The organism is Streptomyces sp. 35G-GA-8 (assembly GCF_023534745.1).
GTDB lineage: Bacteria > Actinomycetota > Actinomycetes > Streptomycetales > Streptomycetaceae > Streptomyces.
In genome coordinates, this window is record NZ_JAMHJQ010000013.1 from 206566 (window position 1) to 218242 (window position 11677).

Sequence of the window (11677 nt, forward strand, 5' to 3'; positions counted from 1 at the left end):
GGGACAAGGAAACGACCAGGAAACGATGCGGGAACGGTGACGGCAAGGGGGCGCGTCAGTCCGATAACGCTCGTTGACGCTCGCCCCCTGTGACACACCGGTCCCGTAGAGTGCACGCGACATCCCCTTGAACACGTTCAGATGTTCCGGGGGCTCCTGGGGAGGGGGACTGCACTCATGCGCAGTGGAGCGAAGATCGCCGTCATAAGCGGGGTGTTCGTCGTGTTCGCCGGCGGCGTCGGGTACGGCGCCTACAACGTGTACGACGGGCTCACCGGCGGCAACGCATCCCCGGCCGGCGACACGACCACGACGGCCGAGGTCAAGACCGGGCCGCTGAGCGCCGCCGAGGTCGACAAGGCCGCGAAGGACTTCCTGACGGGGTGGGCCAAGGGGGACGAGGCGGCCACGGTCGCCCAGCTGACCAACGACCCCGCCACCGCCGAGGCCGTCATCGGCGGCTACCGCGACGAGGCCCATGTCACCGACGCGGTGATCACGCCGGGTCAGGCGGTCGGCGCCAAGGTCCCGTTCACCGTCAAGGCCACCGTCTCGCTCGACGGGAAGACGAAGCCCTTGTCGTACGCCTCGGAACTGACCGTGGTGCGCGGGCTGACCACCGGGCGCCCGCTGGTCGACTGGGCGCCCTCGGTGATCCATCCGAAGCTGACGAAGGACACCCGCCTCGTCACCAACGAGGCCTCCGCTCCCCCGATCAAGGCCGTCGACCGTGATGGCGTCGAGCTGACGAAGGAGAAGTTCCCCTCGCTCCGGCCGATTCTGGACGAGCTGCGCAAGCGGTACGGCGACGACGCGGGCGGCACGCCGGGCGTCGAGCTGGTGCTGAGGAGCGACACCGAGAGCGTGCCGGACGAAACGCTGCTCACGCTCGCCAAGGGCACGCCGGGCGAACTGACGACCACACTGGACGCGGGCGTGCAGGCCGCCGCCGAGCAGGCGGTGAAGAAGTACAGCGAGGCGTCGGTCGCCGCCGTCAAGCCGAGTACGGGCGAGATCCTGGCCGTCGCCAACAACCGGAAGGACGGCTGGAACGCGGCGATGCTCGGCAGGCAGGCGCCGGGTTCCACGATGAAGATAGTGACCGCGGCGATGCTGCTGGAGAAGGGTCTCGTGGCCGCCGACCGGGCGGCCGAGTGTCCCAAGGAAGCGATGTACCAGGGCCGTACGTTCAGGAACCTGGACGGTTTCTCCATCGCGAGCGGCACGTTCACACAGAGCTTCGCCCGCTCCTGCAACACCGCCTTCATCAAGCTGATCGACGACACCAAGGATGACGCGGCGCTGAAGGCCGAGACCGAGGAGGTCTTCGGCATCGGCCTCGACAACTGGAAGACGGGTGTCGCGTCCTTCGACGGCAGCGTGCCGGCCGCGGCCGGCGGTGAGGCGGCGGCGCAGTACATCGGGCAGGGCACCGTCCAGATGAACGTCCTCAACATGGCGTCCATCACGGCGACCGCCAAGAACGGTTCGTTCAAGCAGCCCATCATCGTGCCGCGTTCGCTGGACGACCGGCAACTGGCCACCGCCGCGCGCTCGCTGCCGTACAACGTGGCGAGCCAGCTGCGGAGCATGATGCGGGTCACGGCCACGAGCGGTACGGCGGCGAACGCGATGTCCGGGCTCGGCGGTGACAAGGGCGCGAAGACCGGTTCCGCGGAGGTCGACGGCCAGGCCACCTCCAACAGCTGGTTCACGGGCTACCAGAACGACCTCGCCGCGGCGGCGGTCGTCCAGGCGGGCGGCCACGGCGGCGACGCGGCGGGCCCGGTGGTGGCGTCGGTGCTGGCCGCGGGGTGAGAGCTTGGTCCGGACGGGCCCCTTTGGCAACACTCGCCGGACAGCTCCTGACAGATCCCCTTTTATCCGTTCGCTCGTGATCTCCTTTCATCACGGAGGTATCAATGTGATGAACGGACAACCGCACGAGGGCACGGACAATCACGACACGACCGACAGCGGCAGCGGCAGCGGCAGCGGCAGCGACCAGGACCGGGACCGGGATCACGACACGGCCCACCGATCCGAGACCCCCCGGCGTCTCCTGCTGACCACGGCCGCGCTCGCGCCGCTGCTGGCCGGGATCGGCACCACCGTCGCCCGCGCCCAGTCCCCGGATCCGGCCCCCGCCACCGCCCAGGTGAAGGGCGGCGGTCACCAGCACGAGCCGCTCCAGCCGGTGACCACAACCCCGGCCGACTGGCAGCAGGTCGCGCGGGCGCTGGGCCGGGAAGGCGCCATGGCGGGCGACGAGGCGTACAACACCCACTTTCCGCGCGGGGACCTCGATGTCGTCTCCTACGGAGTCCGGATCTCGCCCCAACTCGCCCTGGGCTCGCACGTGGCGTTCGTTCGCTACACCGACGGCACCGTGCTGGCCATGGGCGATCTCACGGTGACCGAGGGCGAGCTCCAGGAGGTGACGGATGTCCTCCAGGCGCACGGCATCGAGCAGACCGCGCTGCACAAGCATCTGCTCGCCCACTCCCCCGACGTCTGGTGGACCCATGTCCACGCGCACGGACGGGATCCGGTGGCCATCGCCCGCGGTCTGCGCGCGGCGCTCGACCGCACCGCGACCCCGCCCCCGAATCCCCGGTCACCGAAGCCCCTCGATCTGGACACCGAGGGCATCGATGCCGCCCTGGGCATGAAGGGCTCGGACGACGGCGGGGTCTACAAGGCCACCTTCGCGCGCCGTGAGGTCATCGTCGAGCGAGGCATGGCGCTGCCCCGCGGCCTGGGCGCGATCTCGGCGTTCATCTTCCAGCCGCTCGGCGCCGGCAAGGCCGCGCTCAACGGCGATGTCGTGATGGTCGCCGAGGAGGTCCAGCCCGTCATCAAGATCCTGCGGCGCGGCGGGATCGGTCTGGTCGAGCTGCACAACCACGGCCTCAGGGACGAGCCCCGCCTGTTCTTCATCCATCTCTGGGCCGTGGCCGACGCCGTCGAACTGGCCAGGACCCTCCGCAAGGCGGTGGACGCCACGAACGTCGTCTCGGTCCGGCGCGGCGAGCACGGGGGCTAGCCGGGCCCGACCGCGCGCGGAACCGCCGGGGTGGGGCTCGTCGCGCCGCGGCGCCCTCAGGCCCTGTCCGAGCCCCACCCCGTCCCGCCGCACCCCGTCCTCTGTGCCCCGCCCCCCTGTGCCCCGCCTTCTACTCCTCGCCCGCGATCGCTCTCCGCAGCCCCAGATTGCTCGTCAGGATCCCGCCGTCGACCGGGAGCGTCACCCCCGTGATCCAGGAGGCGTCGGCAGAGGCCAGGAACGCGACCGCCGCCGCGACATCGGCCGGCGTGCCCACGCGTCCCAACGGGTAGTGGCCCGCCGCGCGGTCGAGTTCCGCCTCGCGGCCCGACCAGGCACCGGTGTGGATCGTGCCCGGCTCCACGAGGTTGACGCGGACACCGCGCGGGGCCGCGTGGCCCGCCAGCGTACGGGTCAGGCCGGCGAGGCCCGCCTTGGCCGCGCTGTAGGCGTGGTTGCCGAAGTCCTGTTCGCCGTTGACCGAGCCGATCGAGACGATCGCGCCCCGGCCCGAGGCCACCAGATACGGAAGCGCCGCACGGGCGCAGCGGAAGGCGCCCGTCAGGGTGATGTCGAGATCCAGCGCCCAGACCTCGTCCGGCTCGTCCTCGAACAGCGGCGCGTCCCGCGTGCAGGAGTAGGCGTTGTTCACCAGCACGTCCAGCGAGCCGAAGGTCTCGGCCGCGTAGGCCACCGCCGCCTCCACCGACGCCCGGTCGGCCACATCGCAGCCGAGCGCGACCGCGCCGGGGATGGACTCCGCCGCCGTCACCGCCCGCTTCTCGTCCAGGTCCGTCACCAGGACGCGCGCGCCCTCCTCCGCCAGCCTGCGCGCGGTCGCCTCACCGATTCCCCGGCCCGCTCCGGTGATCAGAACTCCGTATCCGTCAAATCGTCTCATCCGGCGATGATGTCGCCGACCGCACCGCGCGCACCAGAGCCTGGGCGCGGGGGTCGGCCGTCACGCCCTTGCGCATCCCATTGGTCACATACCCCATCGCGATGCCCGACTCCGGATCGGCGAAGCCCAGCGAGCCGCCGCGCCCCGGGTGTCCGAAGGAGCCGGGGCCCAGCAGGGGGGCTGCCGGGCCGTGCAGCATGAAGCCCAGACCGAAGCGGGTGGCGACGACCAGTACCCGGTCGGGGCCCGCCGACTCCTCCGTACGCGCGAGCGTCAGCGTCGCGGGCGCGAACAGCCGGTGGCCGTCGACGGGGCCGATCATCGCGGCGTAGCAGCGGGCCAGCGCGCGGGCGGTCGAGATGCCTCCGGAGGCGGGGAGTTCGGCGGCGCGGTAGGCCGGGGCGTTCTCGTCGGGGCGCGGTTCGATGACGCCGAACGCGCGCCGCGTCAGGGACTCCGCGTCGCGGTACGCCTCCGACACGGACCGCTTGGGCCGCAGTCTGAGCGCGCCGCCGACCGCCGTCGGCTCCTCGACCGGGCCGATCCGGCCGACCCGGTGGGCCTCCTCGGCGGGCAGTCCGACCCAGAAGTCCAGCCCGAGCGGCCGGGCGATCTCCTCGGCGATCCACCGGCCCACGCTCCGGCCGGTGACCCGCCTGACCAGTTCGGCGATCAGCCAGCTGTAGGTGTGCGCGTGATAGCCGTGGTCGGTGCCCGGCTCCCACTCCGGCCGCTGGGCGGCCAGGGCCCGCGCGCCCGACTCCCCGTCGATGGCCTCGGCCGGGGTGAGCGGCCGGTCGAGCACCGGCAGCCCGGCGCGGTGCGACAGGAGATGGCGTACGAGCACCCGTTCCTTGCCCGCGCTCTTGAACTCGGGCCAGTACGTGCCGACCGGGGCGTCGAGATCGATCTGCCCGCGCTGGTGCAGCAGCAGCGGTACGGCGGCGGCGACGCCCTTCGTGGCGGACCGGACGACCTGCGCCGTGTCGACGGCCCATGGGGCCGCGTCCGCGCTGCCGTCCCCCGGCTCCTGCCCGCCGACATCACGGGTGCCCGCCCACAGATCGACGACCTTGCGCCCGTCCCGGTACACGGCGACGGCCGCGCCCTGTTCTCCCAGCCGCTCGAAGTTCCGTACGAACGCGTCCCTGACCGGCTCGAAGCCCGCCTCCACCGTGCCCTGGACGTCCACGCCCGCACTCCCGCCCGTCGGTACCCACGCCTCGTACCGCTCGTCGTCCCGCCACGCCCCGGCGGCGCGACCTCTCTATGGTGCAACGTGTCCCGGCGACACGGAACGCGGGTCGAAACCGAACGGCAGCTCCAGCCTGTGCGCGCCCATCAGCTTCTCGTCACCGAGGAGCCGCCCGGTGGGCCCGTCCGCCACGATGACGCCCTCGCTCAGGATCACCGCGCGCGGACAGAGTTCGAGAGCGTACGGCAGATCGTGCGTCACCATCAGTACGGTGATGTCCAGCGCCCGCAGGATGTCGGCCAGTTCGCGCCGGGACGCCGGGTCGAGATTGGACGAGGGCTCGTCGAGTACGAGGATCTCCGGCTCCATCGCGAGGACGGTCGCCACCGCGACCCGGCGGCGCTGCCCGAAGGAGAGATGGTGCGGGGGCCGGTCCGCGTACTCCGCCATCCCGACCTGGCCGAGCGCGGCGGTGACCCGGGCCTCCAGTTCGGGGCCGCGCAGCCCGGAGGCCGCCGGGCCGAACGCGACGTCCTCGCGCACCGTCGGCATGAACAGCTGGTCGTCCGGGTCCTGGAAGACGATCCCGACCCGGCGGCGGATCTCGGCCAGATTCCGCTTCGCCACCGGCACCCCGGCGACCGCGACCGAACCGGCCCCGGCGGTCAGGATGCCGTTGAGATGCAGGACGAGGGTGGTCTTGCCCGCGCCGTTGGGCCCGAGCAGCGCCACCCGCTCACCGCGTCCGACGGTCAGATCGACACCGAAGAGGGCCTGATGGCCGTCGGGGTAGGCGTACGCGAGCCCGCTGACCTCAAGGGAGGCGGGGACATCGGGGGCGGAGTGCTCGGTCATAGGGTCCAGCCAAGCAGACAGACGGCGAGCGCCGACACGGGAAGGGCGGCGGCGTAGGTCCACTGCGCCCGGGACGCGGTCACCTCGTCGATGACCGGCATGGTGCCCGCGTATCCCCTGCTGACCATCGCCAGATGCACCCGCTCACCGCGCTCGTAGGAGCGGATGAAGAGCGCGCCCGCGGACTTGGCGAGGACACCCCAGTGCCGGACGCCCCGGGCCTCGAAGCCGCGCGAGCGCCGGGCGACCGACATCCGCCGCATCTCGTCGGTGATGACATCGCCGTAACGGATCATGAAGGAGGCGATCTGCACCAGCAGCGGCGGCAGCCGCAGCCGTTGGAGACCGAGCAGCAGGGAGCGCAGCTCGGTCGTGGAGGCGAGGATCACGGACGCGGCGACGCCCAGCGTCCCCTTCGCGAGGACGTTCCAGGCGCCCCAGAGCCCGGGAACGCTCAACGACAGCCCCAGGAACCGGACTTGGTCGCCGGGCACCACGAAGGGCATGAGGAACGCGAAGGCCACGAACGGGATCTCGATCAGCAGCCGGCGCAGCAGCACACCGGCCGGGATACGGGCGACCCCCGTGACGGCCGCGAGCAGCACGGCGTACAGCGCGAACGCCCAGACCGCCTCGCGCGGCGTCGAGACCACCACGAGCACGAAACAGAAGACGGCGGCCAGTTTGCAGTGCGGGGGCAGCGCGTGGACCGGCGAGTGTCCGTGCCGGTAGAGCGTGTGTGCGTGACCCGCGCCCATGTCAGACGTTCCCGCCCGCCTGCGCGGGTTCCGCCGCCGTACGGCGCCGTCGCACCGCCCAGAAGACGCCGGTGCCGACGGCCACGGTCGCGGCCACTCCGATCACTCCGGCGAGGCCGCCGGAGATCCGGGCGTCGTCGACGTCCTTGACGCCGTAGTCGGCGAGCGGGGAGTCGGCGGTGTGGTGCGGCTCGGTCTTCCGGTCGATGCCCTGGTCGGCGGCGACCTTCTCCAGTCCGTCGGGGCTGGCGGAGGCGTAGAAGGAGACGAATCCGGCGAGGACGAGCGCGGTGACAAGACCGGTCGCCCAGACCTTGCGGGTGGAGCCCGCGGCCACCGGCACGGGCTCGGACGCGGGGGCGGCGTCGACCAGTTCGCCGCCCACCCGCAGCTTCAGCGGCGCGGACAGTCCCCGGGCGCCGTAGACGAGGTCGGGCCGTACGGCGATGACCGCGCCGACCGTCAGCGCGGTGATCGCGGCCTCGCCGATCCCGATGAGCACATGCACCCCGACCATCCCGGTCAGCACCTTGCCGATCGGGATGTCGGTCGTCCCGCCGATCCAGTAGAAGAAGGTGAAGCCGAGGGCGGCGGCCGGTACGGAGGCCAGCGCCGCCGCGAAGGACGCGACGGTCACCGAACGGCGCGTCCGGGGCAGGAGCTTCACCAGGGCGCGGAAGAGCGCGTAGGCGACGACGGTCGTCACCACGGCCATGTCGGTGATGTTCACCCCGAGCGCGGTGAGTCCGCCGTCCGCGAAGAGGATGCCCTGCATCAGCAGGACGACGGAGATACAGAGCACGCCGGTATAGGGGCCGACGAGTATGGCGGCCAGCGCCCCGCCCAGCAGATGCCCGCTCGTCCCGGCGGCCACCGGGAAGTTGAGCATCTGTACGGCGAAGATGAACGCGGCGACGAGTCCGGCCAGCGGCGCGGTGCGCTCGTCCAGCTCACGCCGCGCGCCGCGCAGACTGACCGCGACGGCGCCCGCGGCGACGGCACCGGTGGCGGCCGAGACGGGCAGATCGATGAATCCGTCGGGGACATGCATGGCGGGGGCTCCGCTTCCTGCTCGTACGGCGCGGTGGTGAGCCGCTCGATGATGGGCCTTCTTGCGAGACATTCGCAAGAGCAGGTGACATGCAAGGTGGCGGGAGGGTGTTCCGCAAGTGCCTGATCGGCAAAGCAATGGCCAAACATCAATATGGACAAATGCGGCATATTTTGTATGATTAGAAGCTAAATGTCCGGTTAGTCAAGGAGGCAGCTCCCGATTCCGCCCAGCACAGCAGCCACAAGCAGCCGTCGCAGCTAACCGAGGAGCCATCGATGTCACCCGTCATCGAGCAGCCCGCCACCGCGCGTCTCATCACGGACGCCCCCCACCCCAGGACCGTCACCGTCACACTCCGCTATGACGGCGCCGATCCGCTCGCCATACGTATCGTGTTCCCGCCGGAGGTCTCCCTCGACGATGACGAAGTCGTCTGGGCCTTCGCCCGCGATCTTCTCGAATCCGGCCTGCGGCTGCCCTCGGGTGAGGGTGATGTCCAGGTGTGGCCCTGCGGCCGGGCCCAGGTCGTGCTGGAGTTCCACTCGCCGGACGGGGTGGCGGTGGTCCAGCTGGACACCGCGCCACTGCGCCGGTTCCTGGACAGTTCGTACGCGATGGTCCCGGTCGGCCAGGAGCGGCACGACATCGAGGTCGAGACCGAGCTGAGCAAGCTCCTCCACAGGACCTGAAACGCACGGCGGCCCGGCCGCCACCCCGAAAGGTGCCCGGCCGGGCCGCGTACCACGCGCCGGCTCCCGTCCCCACGGCCGTCGGCGCGATCCGGGGCCACGCACCGCTCATGCCGTGGCCCCGGCGCATGGGGGATCAGACGCGCACGAGCTCCCGGTCCGCGCCGGGACCGCCGTCAGGACCCTGCGACGCGTCGTCCACGAGCCGCTGCCGCAGTGCCTCGCCCTCCACGTCCACATTGGGCAGCGCCTTGTCCAGCCGGCGCGGCAGCCACCACGCCTTGTCGCCGAGCAGTGCGAGCACTGCGGGCACGATCGCCATCCGGACCACGAACGCGTCGAAGAAGACCGCGATGGCGAGGCCGAAGCCGATCATCTTGATCATCGACTCGCTGGAGCCGATGAAGCCGGCGAAGACCGCGATCATGATCACCGCGGCGGCCGAGACCACCCGCGCGCCGTGCCGGAACCCGGTGACGATCGCCTCGCCGGGCCGCTCCCCGTGCACATACGCCTCCCGCATCCGGGTGACGAGGAAGACCTCGTAGTCCATGGCGAGACCGAAGACCACACCCACCATGAAGATCGGCATCATCGACATCACCGGGCCGGTCTGCTCGACGCCGAGCAGTCCGCCGAGCCAGCCCCACTGGAAGACCGCGACGACCGCGCCGAGGGCGGCGACCACGGAGAGCAGGAAGCCGAGGGCGGCCTTGAGCGGTACGAGGATGGAGCGGAAGACGAGCATCAGCAGCAGAAAGGCGAGTCCGACGACGAGCGCGAGATAGGGCAGCAGCGCGTCGTTCATCTTCTGCGAGAAGTCGATGTTCATCGCGGTGGCACCGGTGACCAGGACCTGGGCGCCGCTGTCCGCCTTGATCTCCCCGCCGGTGTCCCGGATGGAGTGGACCAGGTCCTCCGTCTTCACCGAGGAGGGGCGGTCCTCGGGGATCACGGTGATGGTCGCGGTGTCGCCCGCCTTGTTGAGGGTGGACGGGGTGACGACGGCGACGCCGTCCAGCTTCTTCACCGTGTCCGACAGCTCGGCCGCCGCCGCCTTGGCGTTGTCATTGGTCTTGCCGTCCACGACGACCATCAGCGGCCCGTTGAAGCCGGGGCCGAAGCCGTCGGAGAGCAGGTCGTACGCCTTGCGCTGGGTGGTGCTCGGCGGCTGCGAACCGTCGTCGCCCAGCCCCAGTTCCAGCGAGGCGGCAGGGATGGCGATGGCCCCGAGGCCCAGCACGGCGGTGACCAGGACCGCGACCGGACGGCGCAGCACGAAGCGCGCCCAGCGCGTGCCCATGTTCGGCTTCTCGGTCTCCGCGCCGCCCGCGGCCTTGGCGTCCAGGGCCTTACGGGCCTTGCGGCCGTGCACCCGCTTGCCCGCGAAACCGAGGGTCGCGGGGATGAGGGTGAGCGCGATGAGGACGGCGATCACGACCGTACCGGCCGCGGCGAGGCCCATCTTGGTGAGCATCGGGATATTGACGACGGCCAGCCCGGCGAGCGCGATCACCACGGTGAGTCCGGCGAACACCACGGCCGACCCGGCGGTGCCGACGGCCCGTCCTGCCGCCTCCTCCCGCTCCCTGCCCTCGGCCAGCTCGGCCCGGTAGCGGGAGACGATGAACAGCGCGTAGTCGATCCCGACCGCGAGACCGATCATCATCGCCAGGATGGAGGTGGTGGAGCCCAGGTCGAGGACGCTGGCCAGCGCGGTGATGGTGGAGACCCCGACGCCGACCCCGATGAGCGCGGTCACCAGCGGCAGCCCCGCCGCGACCAGCGAACCGAACGTGATGACCAGCACCACCGCGGCGACGGCCACACCGATGATCTCCGTGGACCCCATCTCGGGAGTGGCCTGGAGCGCGTCCCCGCCGACCTCCACCGTCAGCCCCTGCGCCCGCGCCTCGGCGCCGGTCTCCTCCAGCGCGGTACGGGTCTCATCGGTCAGCTCCATCGAGGTGACCTTGTACGAGACCTGGACGTACGCCGTCGAGCCGTCCTGCGAGACGGCGTTGGCGGTGTACGGATCGGTCACGGAGCCGACCTGGTCGGACCCGCCCGACAGTTCGTCGACGATCCTGCCGACCTCGGCCTTGTGACCGGCGTCGGTCATCTTCTGCCCGGCCGGCGCCTTGAAGACGACCCGGGCGGTCGCACCGTCGGCACTGGCTCCTGGGAAGCGCTCTTCCAACAGGTCGAAGGCCTTCTGGGCCTCCGTCCCCGGTATCGAGAAGGAACTGGACGTGGGCGTGGACGCGGAGGCGGCTCCGACACCGGCGAGCGCGAGCAGTGCCACCCACACGAGGGCGACATAGTTGCGGCGCCGGAAAGCGAACCGTCCGAGCTTGTAGAGGAACGTGGCCACGAGGGCGTACTCCCGGGTCTGTGAATGGAACTGAGGGCATGGGGAGCCGGCCCGACGGCGAGAGAGCGGCACGCGTCAGGTGGTGCGGGTGCTGAGGGGGACTGTCAGACGCCGAGCGCGGGGAGGACCACGGCGTCGAAGTACGAGGTGAGGAAGGACCTGTCGGGCGACCGGTCCTCGATCAGCTGCCGGGCGACGATGGCGCCGACCAGCATGTGCGTCACGTACTTCAGCGCGGGATTGTCCGCGGCGATCTCGCCGCGGTCCACAGCGCGCTGAAGGATCTGCGCGAGCCCGTTGAGCTCGGGCTCGACCAGGAGCTCGCGCAGCGCCTGAAGGAGATCGGGGTTGTCGTGGACGGCATGGAAAAGACCTCGCATCAGCGCGCTGTCCTTCTCCATCTGACAGTCGTCGGTGTGTGCCATCACGGCGTGGAAGTCACCGCGCAGGGTGCCGGTGTCCACGTCGACGAGTTTGATCGGCTTGTTGTGCCGCATCGCATGGGCGACCAGCTGAGGCTTGCTCCCCCACTGGCGGTAGAGGGTGGCCTTGCTGGAGTGGGTGCGGGCGGCGATGGCGTCCATGGTGAGGGCGTCATAACCGACCTCGCGCAGCAGATCGAGCACGGCGGCGTACAACTCGGCCTCACGCTCGGGGGTGAGCCTGCTGCGCGCCACGATCTGCTCCTGCCAAACGAAACGGTTTCGTACAGTACGAAGATAACCCTACCCCCTACCGAAACGAAACCGTTTCGCTTGTGCGCTGCACCACACCCCGGGGCGGTGCTCCGGGGCCCGGCCCCCGG

The 11677-nt window shown here is 70.8% G+C and carries 10 protein-coding genes; 3 read left to right on the forward strand and 7 right to left on the reverse strand.

The features are described from left to right. Window positions 1-177: 177 nt before the first annotated feature. A complete protein-coding gene (locus M1203_RS28555) occupies window positions 178-1818 on the forward strand; it encodes a penicillin-binding transpeptidase domain-containing protein (RefSeq protein ID WP_249952681.1) in 1641 nt (546 codons plus the stop codon). Window positions 1819-1927: 109 nt separating this feature from the next. Next, window positions 1928-3046 carry a DUF1259 domain-containing protein gene (locus tag M1203_RS28560; RefSeq protein WP_249952682.1) on the forward strand — a complete coding sequence of 373 codons (1119 nt, stop codon included), beginning with the start codon at window positions 1928-1930 and terminating at the stop codon, window positions 3044-3046. 130 nt (window positions 3047-3176) lie between these two features. On the opposite strand, the gene M1203_RS28565 is transcribed toward M1203_RS28560, so the two are convergent. From M1203_RS28565 to M1203_RS28585, 5 genes are all read right to left on the reverse strand, one after another. Continuing rightward, window positions 3177-3947: an SDR family NAD(P)-dependent oxidoreductase gene (locus M1203_RS28565; protein ID WP_249952683.1), complete on the reverse strand. Its 771-nt coding sequence runs from the start codon at window positions 3945-3947 to the stop codon at window positions 3177-3179. Then, complete coding sequence (locus M1203_RS28570) at window positions 3934-5139, reverse strand: serine hydrolase domain-containing protein (protein WP_249952684.1); 1206 nt, start codon at window positions 5137-5139, stop codon at window positions 3934-3936. Before M1203_RS28570 ends, M1203_RS28565 begins: the two co-directional genes overlap by 14 nt. A 75-nt stretch (window positions 5140-5214) precedes the next feature. Continuing rightward, on the reverse strand, window positions 5215-5997 hold the full coding sequence (locus tag M1203_RS28575; RefSeq protein WP_249952685.1) for an energy-coupling factor ABC transporter ATP-binding protein: 783 nt from the start codon (window positions 5995-5997) through the stop codon (window positions 5215-5217). Beyond that, complete coding sequence (gene cbiQ, locus M1203_RS28580; RefSeq protein WP_249952686.1) at window positions 5994-6755, reverse strand: cobalt ECF transporter T component CbiQ; 762 nt, start codon at window positions 6753-6755, stop codon at window positions 5994-5996. The genes M1203_RS28575 and cbiQ overlap by 4 nt, the downstream gene beginning before the upstream one ends. 1 nt (window position 6756) lies before the next feature. Further along, complete coding sequence (locus M1203_RS28585; RefSeq protein WP_249952687.1) at window positions 6757-7806, reverse strand: energy-coupling factor ABC transporter permease; 1050 nt, start codon at window positions 7804-7806, stop codon at window positions 6757-6759. Between the two features lie 278 nt (window positions 7807-8084). Between M1203_RS28585 and M1203_RS28590 the strand changes: the two genes are divergently transcribed. Further along, the gene (locus M1203_RS28590) at window positions 8085-8498 is read left to right on the forward strand and encodes an SsgA family sporulation/cell division regulator (protein ID WP_249952688.1); all 414 of its coding nucleotides are present in this window, start codon (window positions 8085-8087) and stop codon (window positions 8496-8498) included. A gap of 136 nt (window positions 8499-8634) precedes the next feature. Here the strand turns inward: M1203_RS28590 and M1203_RS28595 are convergent, their stop codons facing one another. Then, window positions 8635-10872, reverse strand: a complete 2238-nt coding sequence (locus M1203_RS28595) for an MMPL family transporter (RefSeq protein ID WP_249952689.1) — start codon at window positions 10870-10872, stop codon at window positions 8635-8637. A gap of 104 nt (window positions 10873-10976) precedes the next feature. Further along, window positions 10977-11549, reverse strand: a complete 573-nt coding sequence (locus M1203_RS28600) for a TetR/AcrR family transcriptional regulator (RefSeq protein WP_249952690.1) — start codon at window positions 11547-11549, stop codon at window positions 10977-10979. Window positions 11550-11677 lie beyond the last annotated feature (128 nt).

What these genes read in the sequence shown, in the direction of transcription:
- M1203_RS28565 (WP_249952683.1), bottom strand. Translation starts at nt 3,947, where the DNA reads ATGAGACGATTTGACGGATACGGAGTTCTGATCACCGGAGCGGGCCGG.
- M1203_RS28575 (WP_249952685.1), bottom strand. Translation starts at nt 5,997, where the DNA reads ATGACCGAGCACTCCGCCCCCGATGTCCCCGCCTCCCTTGAGGTCAGC.
- cbiQ (WP_249952686.1), bottom strand. Translation starts at nt 6,755, where the DNA reads ATGGGCGCGGGTCACGCACACACGCTCTACCGGCACGGACACTCGCCG.
- M1203_RS28560 (WP_249952682.1), top strand. Translation starts at nt 1,928, where the DNA reads ATGAACGGACAACCGCACGAGGGCACGGACAATCACGACACGACCGAC.
- M1203_RS28555 (WP_249952681.1), top strand. Translation starts at nt 178, where the DNA reads ATGCGCAGTGGAGCGAAGATCGCCGTCATAAGCGGGGTGTTCGTCGTG.
- M1203_RS28590 (WP_249952688.1), top strand. Translation starts at nt 8,085, where the DNA reads ATGTCACCCGTCATCGAGCAGCCCGCCACCGCGCGTCTCATCACGGAC.
- M1203_RS28585 (WP_249952687.1), bottom strand. Translation starts at nt 7,806, where the DNA reads ATGCATGTCCCCGACGGATTCATCGATCTGCCCGTCTCGGCCGCCACC.